The organism is Enterobacter cloacae complex sp. SHL021 (genome assembly GCF_049237765.1).
Taxonomy (GTDB): domain Bacteria; phylum Pseudomonadota; class Gammaproteobacteria; order Enterobacterales; family Enterobacteriaceae; genus Enterobacter; species Enterobacter cloacae.
In genome coordinates this window covers 130,624-151,858 of the sequence record NZ_JBMKJG010000006.1, presented here as the reverse complement: position 1 = coordinate 151,858, position 21,235 = coordinate 130,624, and the positions used below count along the sequence as shown (strand labels likewise).

Sequence of the window (21,235 nt, the reverse complement as noted above, 5' to 3'; positions counted from 1 at the left end):
TGAGTATATCGTTTAAAACTATCATAACCCCAATTGATGCTGAATCGAAGCAGCAGCCGTCACATATGGCGATAGCTGCTCTTTATTTGCGCAGTGCACTGCAAATGAGATGCGACAGCAACTCAAGCTGACGCGCCAGCTCCATGCTCAGCCAGACGTAACCATGGATTGGGGTTTCCGCTACGTTATCGCCCTGTCGCTCGTTGATCAGCTGTTTCAGTTCGGCAACGATCTCATTCAGACGCTCGCTGTTTGCGAGGATGGGCTGCGGGTTACCTTCATAAAGGGCATGAGCGATGGTCAGAAGGGTTTGCTGCGTCATCTGTTGCGTCTCCTTCAGCGTCTGCGCGTTCAGCATTAACAGATGGCTGGGGCGCGAGGCCCAGTGCGCGTTGATTTGCAATTCAAGCATGCAGACCAGATTACGGCTCACGGTCTGGATAGCTTCGAAAATCGATTTCTGAATATGGGTCTCTTTACTGGCAGGGGTAATCAGACCGCGCATTTTGACCACGTCATTAAGGATCTGCTGGAGGTGCTTCTCCAGCCGGGGACGTTCGACAAGATTAGGTGAAAAACCGGCCTGGTAGACGCGGTTAAAAGCGGTGACGTAATTTGCCATCTGAATGCGCCAGTGCAGGAAAGCGCGCTGCGGCCAGATACCAGTGAAAAGCATCGCCAGCAGTGAACCAAGGATAACATCCCCGCTTCGCCACAGTGCCGTGGTCATATCACCCGCTGGCGCGCCGACCACCACTGCGAGGGTGATACCAATCAGCAGTGCCTGATAGGGCTTTTTACCCAGCGCCAGCCAGCCGCAGAGGAACATGGCGACACCGCACCAGGCCAGCATCACCGGAAATGAAATAAGCTCCAGCTTCAGGGCAATCAGCCCAAGAGCAGAGCCTAAAACCGTACCGCCAATGCGCTCGAAGGCACGCGGGACAACATTCCCCCAGAACGAGATAGGCCCCATGACGACCACCAGCGTGATCAGCGGCCACGTTCCTTCAGGAACATCCAGTAAACGGACCAGCACAAACGTCAGAACGAATGCCAGCGCGATACGGCACCCATGAACCACGCGGTAGTGTTTATACAACCGAATTTCGAAAGACGTTAATGATTTGTCGGGACGCACACCCGCTCTCCAGCTACACGGCAAATCACAATTGTACTGTGTTTTCAGCCGGGCGGATCACACCCGGCTGAAAAACCCTGCATTTAACAGGACTACCCCGCTTTATGCTCTACGGCGATAAACATTTCGATGTCCCAGTACCCGTCGGCGTTGCCATCATTGAGATAGCGCTCGAAGCACGGTTTCAGAGCCATCTGGAATTTGTTGTCCTGCAAAAGGGAGTTAAAGAACTGGTACCACGGCGTGGCGAAGTCGTAGTTTTCAACACGTGCTTTCGCGACGGCGTAATCTCCGGCCGCAATTTCCGTCATCATTACCCCTTCGCTGTTTTCCGGGATAACGAAATCATCCGGTACCGTAACGGCCGTATCGCAGCGCAATTTTTCTGCCGGGACTTCGTCCGGGTTATCGTAATAAACCGCAACCCACTCCAGCGGCTGAATGTGTCGGCCATCGACCCACATGACCAACTGTTCAAAGCCCTGTTTTACCGTGTGTTCCCATGGCCCGACCAGGTGAAAACCGGCAATCTTACGTTTCTTTTCCTGCCTGATGCTGTAGTCCATACTGCCTCCGTTTATCACTGTATATTTATACACTATAAAGCAGAATTTCTATAATCGGCAATCGAGGAGTGTTTATTATGTGAGCAGACTCGCAACCCTGCCAGTCTGCTCAGAAAAGTTAGATTTTGTGGTGCAGGTAATCACTCAGACGGGAGAAAAGGCCACCTTTATCAACACGCTCCAGCGTCACCAGCGGCCAGTGAGCGACCACTTTATCGCGGTCGTATAACTGGATCTCACCTACCCGCTGATGGGCGGCTATCGGCGCTTCCAGCTCTTTTGTATCCAGCACGTATTTTGCCTTGATGTTCGGTACTTCTGCTTTCGGTAATGCCAGCCAGAAATCCTGGTCGGTGCCCAGGTTCACCTGTTCTTTATCGCCGTACCAGATCCGCTCGGTACCCACTTTTTTACCGTTATGCAGGATCTGCACGGTATCGAAATTCTGTTGTCCCCAGTGCAGCAGTTTACGGGCCTGATCCTCACGCCCTTTCGGACTGTCTGCCCCCATCACTACAGCGATCAAGCGACGCTGGCCGTCAACGGTGGAAGCAATCAGGTTAAATCCGGCCCCTGACGTGTGCCCCGTTTTCAGACCATCCACATTCATGGTCTTATCCCAGAGAAGACCGTTACGGTTTTGCTGCGTGATCCCGTTCCAGGTCAGGCTCTTTTCACTGTACATATGATAAAACTCAGGCTCGCCGTGGATGATGGCCCTGGACAGCACGGCCAGATCATACGCAGAGCTGTGCTGGCCTGGGGCATCCAGACCATGAACGGTTTCGAAGTGCGTATCACGCAGATTCAGCTTTTGCACATAGTCATTCATCATCTTCACGAACTGCGGCTGACCACCAGCCACGTGATCCGCCAACGCCACACAGGCGTCGTTACCGGAATCAACAATCAGACCGCGGCTGAGGTCGCGCACAGAAACGCGGTCCCCCTCTTTCAGGAACATCAGTGACGAACCGTCAAAGACAGGGTTACCTTTTGCCCACGCGTCGCGCCCGACGGTGACAATGTCATCCGGGGAAATGCGGTGGCTATCAATAGCGCGGTCAACAACGTAGCCGGTCATCAGCTTGGTGAGACTCGCCGGGTTGCGTTGTTGATGTTCGTTGCCCGCCGTTAAGATTTGACCCGTAGTGTAATCCATCAGTACCCAGGAGCCGGCCTGAATGGCCGGAGGCTGCGGCGAAAAATCCAGCGGATCGGCCGCAAAAGCAGATGAGACACTCGAAGCGAGTAAAGAAACAGCAATAAACAGACGGCGTTTCAACGGTATATCCTCAGGTCATTAAAAATCGATGACCTTTTTACGGGAGTTCTGGTGTCGTTACCTGGCTTAATTGCAAAAAAATGTGACAGAAAGCATGTTTTTCCCGGAACCACGCTCGCAAATTTGCAGCATGGCGGCGCTTTTTATTCGGTCTGTCCCTCACGATCGTTTACCATAGTGACGTCACTTTTTAACAGGATGGTATTACTGGTGTCTGACTCTGCCGCACGCCCGACTTTTTTATTCCACGACTACGAAACCTTTGGCACCCACCCGGCGCTGGACCGACCGGCGCAGTTTGCCGCCATCCGCACTGATGACGAATTCAATATTATTGGTGAGCCAGAGGTCTTTTACTGCAAACCTGCCGATGACTACCTGCCGCAGCCCGGCGCTGTCATGGTCACGGGGATAACGCCCCAGGAAGCGCGGGAAAAAGGCGTTAACGAGGCAGAGTTCGCCCGCCGTATCCACGATCTGTTCACCGTTCCCCATACCTGCGTGGTCGGGTATAACAATATCCGTTTCGATGATGAAGTGACGCGCAACATCTTCTACCGCAACTTCTACGATCCCTACGCCTGGAGCTGGCAGAACCGCAATTCGCGCTGGGATTTGCTGGATATCATGCGTGCCTGTTATGCCCTGCGTCCGGAGGGGATTAACTGGCCAGAGAACGAAGACGGATTGCCAAGCTTCCGGCTGGAGCACCTGACGCGCGCCAACGGCATTGAGCACAGTAATGCCCACGACGCGATGGCCGACGTCTACGCCACCATTGCCATGGCGAAGCTCGTTAAAACCGCACAACCACGACTGTTTGAGTATCTGTTGAGTCATCGCAGTAAGCAGAAACTGATGACGCTGATTGATGTGCCGCAGATGAAACCGCTGGTGCATATCTCCGGCATGTTTGGTGCCTGGCGCGGCAACACCAGCTGGGTGGCACCGCTGGCCTGGCACCCGGATAACCGTAACGCGGTCATCATGGTGGATTTAGCCGGGGATATCTCCCCGCTGCTGGAGCTCGACAGCGATACCTTGCGTGAGCGCCTCTATACCCCGAAAGATGCGCTGGGAGACCTGCCCGCGGTGCCGGTCAAACTGGTGCATATCAATAAATGTCCCGTGCTGGCGCAGGCCAATACGCTGCGCCCGGAAGATGCCGACAGGCTCGGGATCAACCGCCAGCACTGCCTGGATAACCTTAAAATACTGCGCGAAAATCCGCAGGTGCGCGAGAAAGTCGTCGCCATATTTGCCGAAGCCGAGCCATTCGTGCCGTCCGAAAACGTGGATGCGCAGCTGTATAACGGCTTCTTCAGCGATGCCGACCGTGCTGCGATGAACATCGTCCTGCAAACTGAACCGCGTAACCTGCCCGCGCTGGACATCACCTTTGCGGATAAACGCATTGAGAAGCTGATGTTTAACTACCGCGCGCGTAACTATCCTGGCACGCTGGATGAAGCTGAGCAGGAACGCTGGCTGCAGCATCGTCGTAATGTGTTTACGCCTGAATATCTGCACGGGTATGCACAGGAGCTGGAGATGCTTTACGGCCAATACGAAGGGAATGAAGAGAAGCAGGCGCTACTAAAAGCACTGTTCAAGTACGTACAAGAGATAGTCTGAAATTCAGCGATAAAAAAACCGGAGACGATGGTCTCCGGTTTTTTTTGCCCGGTGGCACTGCGCTTACGCGGGCCTACGGGTTTTGTCGGTCGGGTAAGCGTAGCCGCCACCCGACACGGTATTACGCAACGTCTTCGTACTGAGGAACAGGGTTACGGAAGCTCTTCGTCACGCAGGCCAGGTAAACCAGACCAATACCACCCCAGATCAGCCCCAGAATCATAGAGCTCTCTTCCAGATTAATCCACAATGCACCGACCGTCAGCGCACCGCACATTGGCAGAACCAGGTAATTGAAGTGGTCTTTCAGCGTTTTGTTGCGCTTCTCACGGATCCAGAACTGCGAGATCACGGAGAGGTTAACAAAGGTAAAGGCCACCAGCGCACCAAAGTTAATCAGTGCCGTTGCCGTCACCAGGTCAAATTTAATAGCCATCAGGGCGATTGCGCCAACCAACAGCACGTTCCACGCCGGAGTACGCCATTTCGGATGAACGTAGCCGAAGAAACGGGTTGGGAACACACCGTCACGACCCATTACATACATCAGGCGAGAAACCCCAGCATGCGCAGCCATACCAGAAGCCAGAACGGTAACGCTGGAGAAGATCAGTACGCCCCACTGGAAGGTTTTCCCTGCTACATACAGCATGATTTCAGGCTGTGAAGCATCCGGCTCTTTGAAACGAGAGATATCCGGGAAGTAGAGCTGCAGGAAGTAGGAGGCACCAATGAAGATCATGCCACCAATCAACGCAGTCAGGAAAATGGCTCGTGGGATCACGCGTTCTGCATCTTTGGTCTCTTCAGACAGAGAAGAGATACCGTCGAAGCCCAGGAACGAGAAGCACAGAATAGTCGCACCGGTGATCATCGGCACCACATGTGCCCCTTCAGACCAGAACGGACGAGAGCTGACCAGCGTGCCCGCGCCTTCACCGTGAGAAACACCGTAAATGATCAAACCCACAATAACCGCAACAATACCCATTTGCAGAATAACAATCAGGGTGTTGAAGTTCGCCACGGTCTTAATGCTGCGCAGGTTAGAGATGGTCATAAAGGCCACTAACGCAACAACAAAGAGCCACGACGGTACGGAAGGTACCAGCGCTTCGAAGTAAATTTTTGCCAGCAGAATGTTGATCATCGGCATGAACAGGTAGTCCAGCAGGGATGACCAGCCCACCATAAAGCCAACCGCCGGGCTAATGGATTTCTGGGCATAGGTGTAGGCAGAGCCTGCAGACGGGAAACGGCGAACCAGTTTACCGTAGCTCAGCGCTGTAAAGAGAATAGCGACCAGTGCAAAGGCATACGCCGTTGCCACGTGACCGTCAGTAAGGCCTGATACGATACCGAATGTATCGAACAGCGTCATTGGTTGCATATAGGCAAGGCCCATCATAACAACCGGAATCAACGTAAGTGTTTTACGTAATTCCACGCGAGAGGTGTTTGGAGTTGCGTTATGCGACATAGTTATTCTCCTTTACGGTGATAACCGCCACGTAAGCGAAAAATTGCCCCATTTCTTTCTTCCTCAGCGACAACAACTGTCGGATTTTAGTAAATATCTATCCGGTACGAAGCCCGGCCTCTTGGTTTTTAGTTTCGTTTCATACATGCAAAAAAAAATAACCGACGCCTTTTATATCGTCGATTATTCCTTTGGTTGCTGCGGCGCATTTTGCCCCACATCAGATACAAAACGCAATACTTTACAAAGGCATTGTAAATATTCCTGCGCTAACTGGCTGATTTGTGGACGCTGCTCTGCGTATAGACAGCGGCGATAGCACTATTTGCTAAAATTTCGTCCCGCCACCAGGCGCTGGCTAACCCCGCCGTTTGTTCATTCCAGCCAACCCAGACCGATTCATTACTGCTTTGAGCCAGAACCTGTTTTTCAATCAGCGCGCCGCTATCAAGAAATCGCTGCGCCAGATAGCGAGGTAAATAGCCGCAACCCAGCCCACTAATTTGCAATTCCAGCTTGGTTTTAAAATCAAAAACGGTAATGGCCTCCTGCTCATCAAGCAGCTGCGACGATATGGCACATTCCGGCCGCGAGCTGTCTCCCACCACAATGGCACGGTAACCTTTAATAACGCGCCGGTTAATGGGCTCAGGCTCCCGGGCCAGCGGATGATGCGGAGCAACCGCAAAAACTTGCTCAAGTATCCCGAGGCGGGCAAACCCAAAATCGCTCAGTTGAGGAGGTTCATGTAATGCGCCGACGATGATATCCGCCCTCCCCTGAACCAAGGCCTCCCAGGAGCCGCCCAGCACACCATTAATGAAAATCAGCCGGGTCACGCTGTGACGCTGATAAAACGCTTCAATCAGCGGCGTCAGAAGGGAAAACGGAAAATTATCGTCAACGCCAATCACCAGTTCATTTTCCCAGCCCTGATGAAGTTTGATGGCCTGTTTTTCCTGTTCGCGGACGGTGTGCAGCACTTCACGCCCTTTTTCCAGCAGCATTTGTCCGGTGCGGGTAAAGCGGGCCCGGTGGCCAGAGCGATCGAGGATCTGGATATTCAGATCGCTTTCCAGTTTATGAACCGTGTAGCTCAGCGCTGAAGGGGTTTTGTAGAGCTTCGCTGAGGCAGCCGCAAAGCTGCCTTCTTTTTCCAGTGCATCCAGAATAATGAGAACATCCAGCAGCGGTTTCATGTTCGCCCCCTTCCGGTGTGCGAGGGATTCCGCCGGAGGACTTATGCCATGGGCATCACCAGCGGATCGGGATACTGATACTCAAAACCCAGCTCATGACAAATGCGGTTGCCATCAACAATTTTGCCTTTGCTTTCGTCCTTTGTCTCACCAAAAACGGGTGGCGCCAGACCCAACTGACGCGCCATCAGCGGGTAAAATGTGCTTCGCGCAGGATGAGAGGGTGCACATATATTATAGATGTGCCCACCCTTTGGAGCCTGTAAGAGGAGCTCAATTGCCCCGACAACATCGTCTAGATGCACCAGATTCACCACATGTTGCCCATCGGGGGCAGACTTGCCGGCAAAAAAGCGTCCCGGGTGTCGCCCAGGGCCAACCAGCCCCGCCAGACGCAGGATATCAACCTGCGTTCCCGGCAGGTTGTGCAGCCAGTCTTCCAGCTCTTTCAACACTTTTCCGCTCGCGGTAACAGGACGGCGCTCGGTAGTCTCCTTCACCACACCTTCAACATCACCGTAGACCGAGGTTGAGCTGGTAAAAATAATACGCGGCACATCGTGTGCCAGTGCGCTGTCGACAATCTCCTGCATCGCCTGCAGATAGAATGATTCGCCCGGGCCGCTGCGACGCGCGGGAAGCGTAATGACCAGCGCATCCACATTCATCAGCGTGTCCAGATCGTCAGTATCACATACCAGCTCTGGTTCAAGACGCAGCTCGACGCCATCAATACCGCACATGCGCGCCGCCTCCACGCCATCCGCCGTGGTTTTGCTCCCGGTCACATGCCAGCCTTTCGCGGCTAATGACATCGCCAGCGGCATTCCCAGCCATCCTAAACCGACAATCGCGACCTTTTTCATGTGAATTCTCCTGACTCTCACTCGTCTCTCATAAGGCTACGCCAGCGCAGCAGAACACACAATTCATAGCATCAATATGAAATGAATTAATGATCAAAAAAAGCCCTTGCAATGTGTCATACAACTGGTTTAGGTTAAAAGACATCAAATGAATAAGCATTCATCGAGAATTTTTATGACACGCGTTCAATTTAAACACCACCATCATCACCATCATCCTGACTAGTCTTTCAGGCGATGTGTGCTGGAAGACGTTTGGATCTTCCAGTGGTGCATGAACGCATGAAAAAGCCCCCGGAAGATCTTCTTCCGGGGGCTTTTTTTTGGACCAAATTCAGACAGATTAAAACAGGTTAACGAGGAACACAGAATGTTAGATAACTCACGTTTACGCATAGCTATTCAAAAATCAGGCCGTTTAAGTGATGATTCACGCGAACTGCTGGCCCGCTGCGGGATTAAAATCAACCTGCACACCCAGCGCCTGATTGCCCTGGCTGAAAACATGCCCATCGACATTCTGCGCGTGCGTGATGACGATATCCCGGGCCTGGTAATGGACGGTGTCGTTGACCTTGGCATCATCGGTGAAAACGTGCTGGAAGAAGAGCTCCTGACCCGTCGCGCTCAGGGTGAAGATCCGCGTTACTTCACCCTGCGTCGCCTGGACTTCGGCGGCTGCCGCCTGTCACTGGCAACACCGGTTGATGAAGCCTGGGATGGCCCGGCCGCGCTGAACGGCAAACGCATCGCTACCTCCTACCCTCACCTGTTAAAACGCTATCTGGATCAGAAAGGCGTGCAGTTTAAATCCTGTCTGCTTAACGGCTCTGTTGAAGTCGCGCCGCGTGCGGGCCTGGCGGATGCCATTTGCGACCTCGTCTCCACCGGTGCCACTCTGGAAGCGAACGGCCTGCGCGAAGTGGAAGTGATCTACCGCTCCAAAGCGTGCCTGATCCAGCGTGACGGCGAAATGGCTGACGCCAAGCAGCAGCTGATCGACAAACTGCTGACCCGTATTCAGGGTGTGATTCAGGCGCGTGAATCCAAGTACATCATGATGCATGCACCAACCGAACGTCTGGACGAAGTGATCGCCCTGCTGCCAGGTGCTGAGCGCCCTACCATTCTGCCACTGGCGGGCGATCAGCAGCGTGTGGCGATGCACATGGTCAGTAGCGAAACGCTGTTCTGGGAAACCATGGAAAAACTGAAGGCACTGGGCGCAAGCTCCATTCTGGTGCTGCCAATTGAGAAGATGATGGAGTAATTGCCATGAGCTTTAACACTATCATTACCTGGAATGAGTGTACTGACGAACAGCAGCGCGAGCTGTTAATGCGCCCGGCCATCAGCGCCTCCGAAAGCATCACCCGTACCGTGACGGAGATCCTGAATAACGTCAAAACCCGTGGCGATGACGCGCTGCGGGAATACAGCGCAAAGTTTGATAAAACGGAAGTTGATGCATTAAAGGTTACCGAACAGGAAATCATTGATGCCAGCAATCGTCTGGATGAAGACATCAAACAGGCAATGGCCGTCGCGGTGAAAAACATCGAGACCTTCCACGTCGCGCAGAAACTGCAGACCGTTGATGTGGAAACGCTGCCGGGCGTGCGATGCCAGCAGGTGACCCGTCCGGTCGCCTCGGTGGGTCTTTACATCCCTGGCGGCTCCGCCCCGCTGTTCTCAACCGTATTAATGTTGGCCACCCCGGCGCGTATTGCAGGTTGCCAGAAAGTGGTGCTCTGCTCCCCACCACCAATTGCCGATGAAATTCTCTATGCTGCAAAACTCTGCGGCGTGCAGGAAGTGTTTAAAGTCGGCGGCGCACAGGCGATTTCTGCCCTCGCGTTTGGCACTGAATCTATCCCGAAGGTCGACAAAATTTTTGGCCCGGGCAACGCCTTTGTCACCGAAGCCAAGCGCCAGGTGAGCCAGCGTCTTGATGGCGCGGCCATTGATATGCCCGCGGGTCCGTCGGAAGTGCTGGTGATTGCCGACAGCGGCGCCACGCCGGATTTTGTGGCGTCTGACCTGTTATCCCAGGCGGAACACGGCCCGGATTCTCAGGTGATTTTACTGACGCCAGATGCCGATATGGCCAAACGCGTGGGTGAAGCCGTAGAGCGTCAGCTTGCCGATTTACCCCGCGCCGACACGGCACGCCAGGCGTTATCCTCCAGCCGCCTGATTGTGGCACGCGATCTTGACCAGTGCATCGCTATCTCCAACCAGTACGGCCCGGAGCACCTGATTATTCAGACCCGCAACGCGCGCGACCTGGTCGACAGCATCACCAGTGCAGGTTCGGTTTTCCTCGGCGACTGGTCCCCGGAGTCCGCGGGCGATTACGCCTCCGGCACCAACCACGTTCTGCCGACGTATGGTTACACCTCGACCTGTTCCAGCCTGGGTCTGGCCGATTTCCAGAAACGCATGACCGTGCAGGAACTCTCCCGTGAAGGGTTTGCCTCGCTGGCGTCCACCATTGAGACGCTGGCCGCCGCCGAGCGCCTTACCGCCCACAAAAACGCCGTTACGCTGCGCGTTGCAGCCCTGAAGGAGCAAGCATGAACATTGAAGAATTAGCGCGGGAAAATGTCCGTCGACTGACGCCTTATCAGTCTGCTCGTCGCCTGGGCGGCAACGGTGATGTCTGGCTGAACGCCAACGAATTCCCGACAGCGGTACAGTTTGAGCTGTCACAGCAGACGCTGAACCGTTATCCGGAGTGTCAGCCAAAAGCAGTGATTGAAAACTATGCGCAATATGCGGGCGTGAAGCCGGAGCAGGTGCTGGTCAGCCGCGGTGCGGATGAAGGCATTGAGCTGTTGATCCGCGCGTTCTGCGAGCCGGGTAAAGATGCGGTGATGTATTGCCAGCCTACCTACGGCATGTACAGCGTCAGCGCGGAAACCTTTGGCGTGGCGTGCCGTAACGTGCTCTCCCTGGAGAACTGGCAGCTGGACCTGCAGGGAATTGCCGACAATCTGGACGGCGTGAAGGTGGTCTTTGTCTGTAGCCCCAACAACCCGACCGGGCAAATTATCAACCCTCAGGATATCCGTACCCTGCTGGAGATGACCCGCGGCAAAGCACTGGTGGTCGCCGACGAAGCCTATATTGAGTTCTGCCCTCAGGCGACGCTGGCCGGCTGGCTGGAAGAGTACCCACACCTGGTGGTGCTGCGTACGCTGTCGAAAGCCTTTGCGCTCGCAGGTCTGCGCTGCGGATTTACGCTGGCCAATAAAGAGGTAATCGACCTGCTGCTGAAAGTGATCGCCCCGTATCCGCTTTCTACTCCCGTGGCTGACATTGCCGCTCAGGCCCTGACCCCGCAAGGGATCAATGCGATGCGTGAACGTGTGGCACAAATCCTGGAAGAACGACAGTACCTGGTGACCGCCCTGAAAGCGATCCCTTGCGTAGAGCAGGTGTTCGACTCTGAAACCAACTACCTCCTGGTTCGCTTTACCGCCTCCAGTGCCGTATTTAAATCTTTATGGGATCAGGGCATTATCTTACGTGATCAAAATAAACAACCTTCTCTGAGCGGCTGTCTGCGTATTACCGTAGGTACCCGTGCAGAGAGCCAGCGCGTGATTGACGCACTGAAAGCGGAGAAAGTATGAGCCAGAAGATCCTCTTTATCGACCGAGACGGCACCCTGATTTCGGAGCCACCAACCGATTTTCAGGTCGATCGTTTCGACAAACTGGCTTTTGAACCAGACGTGATCCCGGTGCTGCTGAAACTGCAGAAAGCCGGATATAAGCTGGTGATGATCACCAACCAGGACGGTCTGGGTACCGACAGCTTCCCGCAGGCCGACTTTGACGGCCCGCATAATCTGATGATGCAGGTACTCACCTCTCAGGGGGTGGTATTTGATGAGGTGCTGATTTGCCCACATCTGCCTGCCGATGCGTGCGACTGCCGCAAGCCGAAGGTGAAACTGGTAGAGCGCTATCTGCTGGAAGATGTCCTGGATAAAGCCAACAGCTATGTCATTGGCGATCGCGCCACCGACATTACGCTTGCCGAAAATATGGGCATCACCGGGCTGCGCTACAACCGCGACGATCTCAACTGGGCGAAGATTGGCGAGCAGCTCACCAAACGTGACCGCTACTCGCACGTAGAACGCAACACCAAAGAGACACAGATTGACGTGAAGGTGTGGCTGGATCGCGAAGGCGGCAGCAAGATCCACACCGGGGTGGGTTTCTTCGACCACATGCTGGATCAGATTGCCACCCACGGCGGCTTCCGCATGGAGATTACGGTTAAAGGCGATCTCTACATTGACGATCACCACACCGTTGAAGACACCGGTCTGGCGCTGGGCGAAGCGCTGAAGCTGGCCCTGGGCGACAAACGTGGCATCAACCGTTTTGGGTTTGTTCTGCCAATGGATGAGTGCCTGGCGCGCTGTGCGATGGATATCTCCGGTCGTCCTCACCTGGAATATAAAGCCGATTTCACCTACCAGCGCGTGGGCGATCTCAGCACCGAAATGGTGGAGCACTTCTTCCGTTCATTGTCCTACACCATGGGCCTGACGCTACACCTGAAGACCAAAGGCAAGAACGACCACCACCGAGTGGAGAGCCTGTTCAAGGCCTTTGGCCGTACCCTGCGCCAGGCAATTCGTGTGGAAGGTGACGCCCTGCCCTCATCAAAAGGAGTGCTGTAATGAATGTGGTGATTCTGGATACCGGATGCGCCAACCTGAACTCCGTGAAATCGGCCATTGCGCGCCACGGCTACGAGCCGGTGGTGAGCCGCGACCCGGACGTCGTGCTGCGCGCAGACAAACTCTTCCTGCCTGGTGTAGGCACCGCGCAGGCGGCGATGGATCAGATCCACGAGCGTGAACTGGTCGATCTCATCAAAGCCTGTACCCAGCCAGTGCTCGGGATTTGCCTGGGTATGCAACTGCTCGGCCGTCGTAGTGAAGAGAGCAACGGCGTCGAACTGCTGGGTATTATTGAAGAAGACGTGCCAAAAATGGCCGATCACGGTTTACCACTGCCACATATGGGCTGGAACCGCGTTTATGCGAAAGCGGGTGACAGACTGTTTCGCGGCATTGAGGATGGCTCTTACTTCTACTTCGTGCACAGCTACGCCATGCCGGTGAATCCCTACACCATCGCCCAGTGCAATTATGGCGAGGCGTTTACGGCGGCAGTGCAGAAAGATAACTTCTTCGGCGTGCAGTTTCACCCGGAACGTTCAGGTGCCGCAGGCGCTCAGCTGCTGAAAAACTTCCTGGAGATGTGATGATTATTCCCGCTTTAGACTTAATTGACGGCACGGTTGTTCGTCTTCATCAGGGTGATTACGGCCAGCAGCGCGACTACGGTAACGATCCGCTGCCCCGCCTGCAGGATTATGCCGCTCAGGGTGCGCAGGTGTTGCACCTGGTGGATTTAACGGGCGCGAAAGATCCGGCAAAACGCCAGATCCCACTATTAAAAAAACTGGTGGCGGGCGTGGATGTCCCCGTACAGGTTGGTGGCGGTGTGCGCACGGAAGATGACGTTGCGGCACTGCTGGACGCGGGCGTGGCGCGCGTGGTGGTCGGTTCAACCGCGGTGAAAGATCCTGAGACCGTCAAAGGCTGGTTCCGCCGCTTCGGCGCCGACGCGCTGGTGCTGGCACTGGACGTGCGTATTGATGAACAGGGTAATAAACAGGTGGCTGTCAGCGGCTGGCAGGAAAACTCCGGCGTGACGCTGGAAGCGCTGGTCGAGATGTATCTGCCCGTTGGCCTGAAGCACGTGCTGTGCACGGATATCTCCCGCGACGGCACGCTGGCAGGCTCTAACGTTTCTTTATATCAAGAAGTTTGCGCCCGCTATCCGCAGGTGGCGTTTCAGTCCTCTGGCGGCATAGGTGATATTAACGACATCGCCGCACTGCGCGGGACCGGCGTCAAGGGTGTGATTGTGGGCCGGGCCCTGCTGGAAGGAAAATTTACTGTGACGGAGGCGATTCAATGCTGGCAAAACGGATAATCCCTTGCCTGGACGTACGTGACGGCCAGGTCGTAAAAGGCGTGCAGTTCCGCAATCACGAGATCATCGGTGACATCGTCCCACTGGCAAAACGCTATGCCGATGAAGGTGCAGACGAGCTGGTATTTTATGATATCACCGCCTCCAGCGATGGCCGCGTGGTGGACAAAAGCTGGGTCGCGCGCGTCGCAGAAGTGATTGATATTCCGTTCTGCGTGGCGGGCGGGATTAAGTCTGCAGAAGATGCGGCGAAAATCCTCTCCTTTGGTGCCGACAAAATTTCAATCAACTCCCCTGCGCTGGCCGACCCGGAGCTGATTACCCGTCTGGCCGATCGCTTTGGCGTGCAGTGTATTGTTGTCGGGATCGACACCTGGTATGACGCGGCCACCGGCAAGTATCACGTCAACCAGTATACTGGCGACGAAAGCCGTACCCGCGTGACCCAATGGGAGACGCTGGACTGGGTTCAGGAAGTACAGAAACGTGGCGCGGGCGAAATTGTGCTGAACATGATGAACCAGGACGGCGTGCGTAACGGTTACGATCTGGAACAGCTAAAAAAAGTGCGTGCGGTTTGTCACGTACCGCTGATCGCCTCCGGCGGCGCGGGCACTATGGAACACTTCCTGGAAGCCTTCCGCGATGCGAACGTTGACGGCGCGCTGGCGGCTTCCGTGTTCCACAAACAGATTATAAATATTGGTGAGTTAAAAACGTACCTGGCCGACCAGGGCGTGGAGATCAGGGTATGTTAACAGAGCAACAACAGGCGCAGCTGGACTGGGAAAAAACGGACGGATTACTGCCCGTGGTTGTCCAGCATGCCGTTTCCGGTGAAGTGCTGATGCTGGGATACATGAACCAGGAGGCGCTGGCGAAAACGATCGACAGCGGCAAAGTGACCTTCTTCTCGCGCACGAAACAGCGCCTGTGGACCAAAGGGGAAACCTCTGGCCACTTCCTGAATGTGGTTAGCATTACGCCGGATTGCGACAACGATACTCTGCTGGTTCTGGCTAACCCCATCGGTCCGACCTGCCATAAAGGCACCAGCAGTTGCTTCGGAGAGGCAAGCCACCAGTGGCTGTTCCTGTATCAACTGGAACAATTACTAGCTGAGCGTAAAACGGCAGATCCTTCCAGCTCGTATACGGCGAAGCTGTATGCAAGCGGCACCAAGCGTATTGCGCAGAAAGTGGGTGAAGAAGGCGTTGAGACCGCGCTGGCCGCGACGGTGCATGACCGCGAAGAGCTGACCAATGAAGCGTCTGATTTAATGTATCACCTGCTGGTGCTGCTGCAGGATCAAGAGCTGGATTTGACGGCGGTGATTGAGAATCTTCGTAAGCGGCATAAATAAAAAAACCGGGGAATTACCCCGGTTTTTTTATCTGCAAGTCAGGCTTTTGGTTTGTAGTTACGCAACGCGTTGCGGCCGAGAACCACACCAGAACCGATAATCCCACCGAGCAAGACTGCCAGAATTAACGTGATGGCCTTTTTCGGGCTGTCACGTCGGATAGGAAGATCCGGCTTCATGACGTAACGATAGACATGAATGGTGTCCGGCTTCACGCTCAGCTTTTCAATATCCAGTAAGTTTTGTTTGGTCTGATAATACGCACCAGGGAAGACCAGTGGACGAGACGCTTCGTTATCAATCATCGATTTCAGCGCTTCGCTTCCCAGCAGGAACATGGTTTCCTGAGTCACGTCCTGAGTTTGCTGGATCTGCGGGGTGGTAATTTTCGCCGCTTCCGCATTCTTAAGCGCCTCAGTGATCTGTTGGATACGCAGATCTTTTTGCTCCTGAGCAACTTTCTCCTGGTTTTCAAGAGAGTCATTTAGCGTGGTAATCTGCTGCTTAATGTTATCTTTAAGATCGAGCGCAAGTTCCTTCGCAGTTTGCTCGTCTACTTGCTGAATGTATTGCGCCAGCTGCTTCTGCGCAGCTTCAGCAGATTCACCTTCATACGTGACGCTCAACGGCAACGCTTGCCCTTTAACGCTAGAATCGATGGTCAGTTTTTCTGGAATCTCCTGGTTTTCGAGCGCCTGAGCTAAAGCAGAAAACGACGAATTGAAACGGCCAATGGCACGGTTTTGGATATCCTGCATTGAAGGAGCAGCACTACCGTAAAGGATATTCAGTGCATTCGCATAAGTGGCAATCTGTGCCGCATCTGGCTGGGAAATAATCGCCGACGAGGTCCATTTTTCTTTTGCAACGGTGATGTAAATACCCGCAATGATGATAAAAACAGCAACAAAAGCGCCAATTACCCACTTTCCACGCCACAGCTGTAGCACTAAATCAAGTAAATCAATTTGCTCCGGACCATTACTGCTATTAACCGGAGTATTGTTGTTCTGCGTCATACAATCCCTAACAGATGAAAAAGGGCAAAAAAAGTGATGTCTACATAGTGTATCTGTTGCCAGCGATTTTTCTATCAGAATCCGATGAGTTATATCGGAAAGATGGGTTATATAACTCGCGGCCAACGCGCTATCATATAGCAATTCTGATGTCTCAGGCATCGACAAGAACGAAGAGTTAACGAGGAAGATATGAAATTTTTGGTTACGGGCGCGGCAGGTTTTATCGGATCGCATGTCAGCAAACGCTTGCTGGATGCCGGACACCAGGTCGTCGGTATTGATAATCTGAACGACTACTACGACGTCAATCTCAAGCTGGCACGTCTGGATTTACTGAAATCCGGGAATTTCACCTTCCACAAGATGGAGTTAGCCGATCGTGAAGCCATGGCAGCGCTGTTTGCCTCTGAGAAGTTTGATCGCGTGATACATCTGGCCGCACAAGCAGGTGTGCGTTACTCGCTGGAAAATCCGCACGCGTATGCGGATGCTAACCTGGTCGGTCACCTTAACGTGCTGGAAGGTTGTCGCCATAACAAGGTACAGCACCTGCTGTATGCCTCATCAAGCTCCGTTTATGGTCTGAACCGCAAGATGCCGTTCTCCACTGACGACTCCGTAGATCACCCGGTGTCACTGTATGCGGCGACCAAAAAAGCCAATGAGCTGATGTCGCATACTTATTCCCATCTGTATAACCTGCCGACCACTGGTCTGCGTTTCTTTACCGTGTATGGCCCGTGGGGACGTCCGGACATGGCGCTGTTTAAGTTTACAAAGGCGATGATCGAAGGCAAAAGCATCGATGTCTACAACTACGGCAAGATGAAGCGCGACTTTACCTATATTGATGACATCGCCGAAGCTATTCTGCGCCTACAGGATGTCATCCCTCAGGCTGATGAAAACTGGACTGTCGAAACCGGTTCGCCGGCGACCAGTTCCGCGCCTTATCGCGTTTATAACATTGGTAACAGCTCTCCGGTTGAGCTTATGGATTACATTACGGCGCTGGAAGAAGCACTCGGCAGAGAAGCAGAGAAAAACATGATGCCGATTCAACCAGGTGACGTGCTGGAAACCAGCGCGGATACGAAAGCGTTGTATGACGTTATTGGCTTTAAACCGCAGACCTCAGTCAAAGACGGGGTGAAAAACTTCGTGGACTGGTATCGCGCTTTCTACAACGTCTAAAACAAAAAACCCGGCACACTGGCCGGGTTTTTTACGTGCTTAACGCAAATATCAGTCGCTACCAAACAGATCTCGGGTATACACTTTATCCGCCACGTCTGCCAGTTCTGCTGCCATGCGGTTAGAGATGATCACGTCCGCTTCCTGCTTGAATGCATCCAGATCGCGAATCACGCGTGAATGGAAGAACTCATCTTCCTGCATTGCAGGTTCATAAATAATGACCTGAACACCCTTCGCTTTAATACGCTTCATGATCCCCTGAATGGACGAGGCGCGGAAGTTATCGGAACCGCTCTTCATGATCAGACGATATACACCCACCACTTTCGGCTGACGCGCGAGGATGGAATCAGAAATGAAATCCTTACGCGTGCGGTTGGCATCCACAATCGCTGAAATCAGGTTGTTTGGCACAGCCTGATAGTTGGCCAGCAGCTGCTTGGTATCTTTTGGCAGGCAGTAACCACCGTAGCCAAATGACGGGTTGTTATAGTGGTTACCAATGCGCGGATCGAGACAAACGCCTTCGATAATCTGGCGGGTGTTCAAACCCAGGCTCTCAGCGTAGCTGTCCAGTTCGTTGAAGTAAGCGACACGCATTGCCAGGTAGGTATTTGCGAAAAGCTTAATCGCCTCCGCTTCAGTGGAGTCGGTAAACAGTACCGGAATATCTTTCTTAATTGCTCCTTCCTGCAGTAGGGCAGCAAAGCGCTCAGCACGTTCAGAACGCTCACCAATCACGATACGGGAAGGATGCAGGTTATCGTATAACGCCCTGCCCTCGCGCAGGAACTCTGGCGAGAAGAAGACGTTATCGATGCCCAACTCTTCTTTAATGGATTTAGTGAAACCTACCGGAATGGTTGACTTAATCACCATCACCGCGTTCGGGTTGATTGTGATAACGTCTTTAATGACCGCTTCTACAGTGGATGTGTTGAAATAATTCGTTTTCGGATCGTAGTCGGTAGGAGTGGCAATGATGACGTAATCCGCATCGCGGTAGGCATCTTCTTTATCCGTAGTAGCGCGGAAATTCAGTTCTTTATGAGTAAGATAATCCTGGATTTCTTTGTCAACAATTGGCGATTTCTTCTGGTTGAGCATATCCACTTTGGACTGCACGATATCCAGCGCAACCACTTCATGGTTCTGGGCAATCAGAATACCGTTCGAGAGTCCAACATAGCCTGTTCCGGAGATTGTTATTTTCATTTACTTGACTTCTTCAGTATGAGTTTCTGGTGACATTCAAAGGCCCACCACAATGATTAACTGGTGGATTTTTAGCGCTAATGCCAATTCCCTGTCAAGATTCACACCCTGCCAGGCAAGGGCTATTTCTCCGTATCAGGAACCATCCAAACGCCATGTTAGTCGCCTTTACACCAGCATCAACGCTGCATTTGACGACTATCCGAGCTAAAAAAAAAGAAAATTACCAGTTGAGCTCAAATCAGACTAATCCCTTAATGAGATTTAGTAGATATTGACCATAACCCGTCTTTTTTAATGGCTCGGCAAGCAACTGAAGCTGCTCCGCATTGATGAATCCCCGACGGAAAGCAATCTCTTCAGGACAGGATACTTTCAGCCCCTGCCGTTCTTCGATAGTGGCAATAAAGTTGCTCGCCTCGATCATACTCTGATGTGTTCCGGTATCAAGCCAGGCATAACCGCGTCTCATCATCGCTACCGACAATTGTCCCTTCTGCATGTAAAGACGATTGATGTCTGTTATTTCAAGCTCACCACGTGCCGACGGGCGTAAGGTTTTGGCCATCTCAATAACATCATTATCATAAAAATAGAGGCCGGTTATCGCGTAATTACTCTTCGGCTTTTCAGGCTTTTCTTCAATGCCAATTGCTACACCTTCTTTATCAAATTCAACGACACCATAACGCTCCGGGTCACTGACATGATAGGCAAAAACGGTCGCGCCTTTTTCCTGGCTGGCTGCATCCTCGAGTAATCTGGGTAAATCATGGCCATAGAAAATGTTGTCACCTAACACCAGAGCACAATTGTCATCACCGATAAATTCTTCACCCAGAATAAAGGCCTGCGCCAGTCCATCAGGACTCGGCTGTACTTTATACTGCAGACGCAATCCCCATTGGCTGCCATCCCCCAGCAATTGTTCGAAACGAGGCGTATCTTGTGGCGTGCTGATAATCAAAATGTCCTTGATACCCGACAGCATCAACGTAGAAAGCGGGTAATAGATCATCGGTTTATCGTAAATTGGCAGGAGCTGTTTACTTACCGCCATCGTTACGGGATAAAGACGCGTACCAGAACCGCCAGCTAAAATGATACCTTTACGCTTCGTCATTTCTTGCGCTCTCCATAATTCTGCTCAATCCAGCTTTTGTAAGCACCACTTTGAACATTAGAAACCCATTCCTGGTTGTTCAAATACCATTCGACTGTTTTTCGAATGCCACTCTCAAACGTCTCCTGAGGTTTCCAACCTAGTTCAGCTGTAATTTTACGGGCATCAATGGCATAACGACGATCATGTCCAGGACGATCGGTTACGTAGGTGATCTGGTCCCGATAAGAGGTTGTTTTAGGTACAATTTCATCCAGCAGATCGCATATTGTATGAACTACCTCAATATTTTTCTTCTCGTTGTAGCCGCCAATATTATATGTTTCGCCAGTTTTACCTGTTGTCAGAACGGTATACAACGCACGTGCATGATCTTCAACATATAGCCAATCGCGGATCTGGTCACCTTTGCCATAAATAGGTAATGTCTTATTTTCGAGAGCATTAAGGATGACGAGTGGAATTAATTTCTCAGGGAAATGAAAAGGACCATAGTTATTGGAGCAGTTAGTGACAATCCCCGGCAGTCCGTAGGTGCGGATCCATGCACGAACTAAATGATCGCTTGATGCTTTTGATGCGGAATAGGGACTGCTTGGCGCATACGCTGTTTTTTCGGTAAAGAGCGGTAACGAAGAGGAGCTGTGATGCTCATCAGGATGGGGTAAATCGCCATAAACTTCATCTGTTGAAATATGGTGAAAACGAAATGTCGATTTAGCCCGCTCATCCAGTGCAGACCAGTAAGCGCGACTCGTTTCTAACAGGACGTAAGTGCCAACAATATTTGTTTCAATAAATGCAGCTGGCCCAGTTATAGAGCGATCAACATGGCTTTCTGCCGCCAGGTGCATTACTGCATCGGGTTGATGAGCGGCAAAAATCTTTTCCATTGCAATTTTGTCGCATATATCAGCATGTTCAAAAACATAGCGGTCACTATCGCTTACTTCACGCAAGGATTCCAGATTACCGGCATAGGTCAATTTATCAACGTTAACAACGCAATCTTGAGTATTATTAATAATATGTCGGATAACCGCGGAACCGATAAAACCGGCACCACCGGTGACGAGAATTTTCACGCAATCTATTCCGTTCAAAAGTGAGTGGA

General features: G+C 52.6%; 22 protein-coding genes and 1 other annotated feature. Of the genes, 11 read left to right on the top strand and 11 right to left on the bottom strand.

What is annotated here, in order from left to right:
- Positions 1 to 82 precede the first annotated feature (82 nt).
- The 3 genes from ACOTZF_RS08000 to dacD all read right to left on the bottom strand — a co-directional run bounded on the left by ACOTZF_RS08000 (position 83) and on the right by dacD (position 2,992).
- Entirely contained in the window at positions 83 to 1,141 is a 1,059-nt protein-coding gene (locus tag ACOTZF_RS08000; protein WP_129252252.1) for an FUSC family protein, read from the bottom strand.
- Between the two features lie 92 nt (positions 1,142 to 1,233).
- Entirely contained in the window at positions 1,234 to 1,707 is a 474-nt protein-coding gene (sbmC, locus tag ACOTZF_RS07995) for a DNA gyrase inhibitor SbmC (protein WP_013097837.1), read from the bottom strand.
- Positions 1,708 to 1,825: 118 nt separating this feature from the next.
- Positions 1,826 to 2,992 carry a serine-type D-Ala-D-Ala carboxypeptidase DacD gene (dacD, locus tag ACOTZF_RS07990; protein ID WP_013097838.1) on the bottom strand — a complete coding sequence of 389 codons (1,167 nt, stop codon included), beginning with the start codon at positions 2,990 to 2,992 and terminating at the stop codon, positions 1,826 to 1,828.
- Positions 2,993 to 3,190: 198 nt separating this feature from the next.
- Here dacD and sbcB point away from each other — a divergent pair, with 198 nt between their 5' ends.
- Positions 3,191 to 4,627, top strand: a complete 1,437-nt coding sequence (gene sbcB, locus ACOTZF_RS07985; protein ID WP_370626664.1) for an exodeoxyribonuclease I — start codon at positions 3,191 to 3,193, stop codon at positions 4,625 to 4,627.
- A gap of 121 nt (positions 4,628 to 4,748) precedes the next feature.
- Here the strand turns inward: sbcB and ACOTZF_RS07980 are convergent, their stop codons facing one another.
- From ACOTZF_RS07980 to ACOTZF_RS07965, 4 genes are all read right to left on the bottom strand, one after another.
- Positions 4,749 to 6,107: an APC family permease gene (locus ACOTZF_RS07980; protein WP_013097840.1), complete on the bottom strand. Its 1,359-nt coding sequence runs from the start codon at positions 6,105 to 6,107 to the stop codon at positions 4,749 to 4,751.
- Entirely contained in the window at positions 6,097 to 6,159 is a 63-nt protein-coding gene (gene yoeI / locus ACOTZF_RS07975) for a membrane protein YoeI (RefSeq protein WP_099458931.1), read from the bottom strand. Before yoeI ends, ACOTZF_RS07980 begins: the two co-directional genes overlap by 11 nt.
- A 217-nt stretch (positions 6,160 to 6,376) precedes the next feature.
- Positions 6,377 to 7,306 carry a LysR substrate-binding domain-containing protein gene (locus tag ACOTZF_RS07970; protein ID WP_129318175.1) on the bottom strand — a complete coding sequence of 310 codons (930 nt, stop codon included), beginning with the start codon at positions 7,304 to 7,306 and terminating at the stop codon, positions 6,377 to 6,379.
- A 41-nt stretch (positions 7,307 to 7,347) separates the two neighbouring features.
- On the bottom strand, positions 7,348 to 8,172 hold the full coding sequence (locus ACOTZF_RS07965; protein WP_013097842.1) for an SDR family oxidoreductase: 825 nt from the start codon (positions 8,170 to 8,172) through the stop codon (positions 7,348 to 7,350).
- Between the two features lie 175 nt (positions 8,173 to 8,347).
- On the opposite strand from ACOTZF_RS07965, the gene hisL reads away from it, so the two are divergent.
- The 9 genes from hisL to hisIE all read left to right on the top strand — a co-directional run bounded on the left by hisL (position 8,348) and on the right by hisIE (position 15,564).
- Complete coding sequence (gene hisL, locus ACOTZF_RS07960) at positions 8,348 to 8,398, top strand: his operon leader peptide (RefSeq protein WP_001364200.1); 51 nt, start codon at positions 8,348 to 8,350, stop codon at positions 8,396 to 8,398.
- Positions 8,374 to 8,497, top strand: a sequence feature (His leader region). (Overlaps the previous gene by 25 nt.)
- A 45-nt stretch (positions 8,498 to 8,542) precedes the next feature.
- Complete coding sequence (gene hisG / locus ACOTZF_RS07955; protein WP_000886595.1) at positions 8,543 to 9,442, top strand: ATP phosphoribosyltransferase; 900 nt, start codon at positions 8,543 to 8,545, stop codon at positions 9,440 to 9,442.
- A 5-nt stretch (positions 9,443 to 9,447) separates the two neighbouring features.
- Entirely contained in the window at positions 9,448 to 10,752 is a 1,305-nt protein-coding gene (gene hisD / locus ACOTZF_RS07950) for a histidinol dehydrogenase (protein WP_045903292.1), read from the top strand.
- Positions 10,749 to 11,810: a histidinol-phosphate transaminase gene (gene hisC, locus ACOTZF_RS07945; RefSeq protein ID WP_046888371.1), complete on the top strand. Its 1,062-nt coding sequence runs from the start codon at positions 10,749 to 10,751 to the stop codon at positions 11,808 to 11,810. The genes hisD and hisC overlap by 4 nt, the downstream gene beginning before the upstream one ends.
- On the top strand, positions 11,807 to 12,874 hold the full coding sequence (gene hisB / locus ACOTZF_RS07940; RefSeq protein WP_020686233.1) for a bifunctional histidinol-phosphatase/imidazoleglycerol-phosphate dehydratase HisB: 1,068 nt from the start codon (positions 11,807 to 11,809) through the stop codon (positions 12,872 to 12,874). The genes hisC and hisB overlap by 4 nt, the downstream gene beginning before the upstream one ends.
- Complete coding sequence (gene hisH / locus ACOTZF_RS07935) at positions 12,874 to 13,464, top strand: imidazole glycerol phosphate synthase subunit HisH (RefSeq protein ID WP_129252240.1); 591 nt, start codon at positions 12,874 to 12,876, stop codon at positions 13,462 to 13,464. Before hisB ends, hisH begins: the two co-directional genes overlap by 1 nt.
- Complete coding sequence (hisA, locus tag ACOTZF_RS07930; protein WP_062857358.1) at positions 13,464 to 14,201, top strand: 1-(5-phosphoribosyl)-5-[(5-phosphoribosylamino)methylideneamino]imidazole-4-carboxamide isomerase; 738 nt, start codon at positions 13,464 to 13,466, stop codon at positions 14,199 to 14,201. Before hisH ends, hisA begins: the two co-directional genes overlap by 1 nt.
- A complete protein-coding gene (hisF, locus tag ACOTZF_RS07925; protein WP_013097847.1) occupies positions 14,183 to 14,959 on the top strand; it encodes an imidazole glycerol phosphate synthase subunit HisF in 777 nt (258 codons plus the stop codon). The genes hisA and hisF overlap by 19 nt, the downstream gene beginning before the upstream one ends.
- Positions 14,953 to 15,564, top strand: a complete 612-nt coding sequence (gene hisIE / locus ACOTZF_RS07920) for a bifunctional phosphoribosyl-AMP cyclohydrolase/phosphoribosyl-ATP diphosphatase HisIE (RefSeq protein WP_129252238.1) — start codon at positions 14,953 to 14,955, stop codon at positions 15,562 to 15,564. Before hisF ends, hisIE begins: the two co-directional genes overlap by 7 nt.
- Before the next feature lie 38 nt (positions 15,565 to 15,602).
- On the opposite strand, the gene wzzB is transcribed toward hisIE, so the two are convergent.
- Positions 15,603 to 16,583, bottom strand: a complete 981-nt coding sequence (gene wzzB / locus ACOTZF_RS07915) for an LPS O-antigen chain length determinant protein WzzB (protein WP_129318049.1) — start codon at positions 16,581 to 16,583, stop codon at positions 15,603 to 15,605.
- A gap of 192 nt (positions 16,584 to 16,775) precedes the next feature.
- On the opposite strand from wzzB, the gene ACOTZF_RS07910 reads away from it, so the two are divergent.
- Positions 16,776 to 17,780 (top strand): NAD-dependent epimerase, encoded by a 1,005-nt coding sequence (locus ACOTZF_RS07910; protein ID WP_038979595.1) that lies wholly within the window; start codon positions 16,776 to 16,778, stop codon positions 17,778 to 17,780.
- Between the two features lie 51 nt (positions 17,781 to 17,831).
- On the opposite strand, the gene ugd is transcribed toward ACOTZF_RS07910, so the two are convergent.
- From ugd to rfbB, 3 genes are all read right to left on the bottom strand, one after another.
- Entirely contained in the window at positions 17,832 to 18,998 is a 1,167-nt protein-coding gene (gene ugd, locus ACOTZF_RS07905; RefSeq protein WP_013097850.1) for a UDP-glucose 6-dehydrogenase, read from the bottom strand.
- Positions 18,999 to 19,239: 241 nt separating this feature from the next.
- Positions 19,240 to 20,121: a glucose-1-phosphate thymidylyltransferase RfbA gene (gene rfbA, locus ACOTZF_RS07900; RefSeq protein WP_058683792.1), complete on the bottom strand. Its 882-nt coding sequence runs from the start codon at positions 20,119 to 20,121 to the stop codon at positions 19,240 to 19,242.
- Positions 20,118 to 21,206 carry a dTDP-glucose 4,6-dehydratase gene (rfbB, locus tag ACOTZF_RS07895; RefSeq protein ID WP_062934703.1) on the bottom strand — a complete coding sequence of 363 codons (1,089 nt, stop codon included), beginning with the start codon at positions 21,204 to 21,206 and terminating at the stop codon, positions 20,118 to 20,120. Before rfbB ends, rfbA begins: the two co-directional genes overlap by 4 nt.
- Positions 21,207 to 21,235 lie beyond the last annotated feature (29 nt).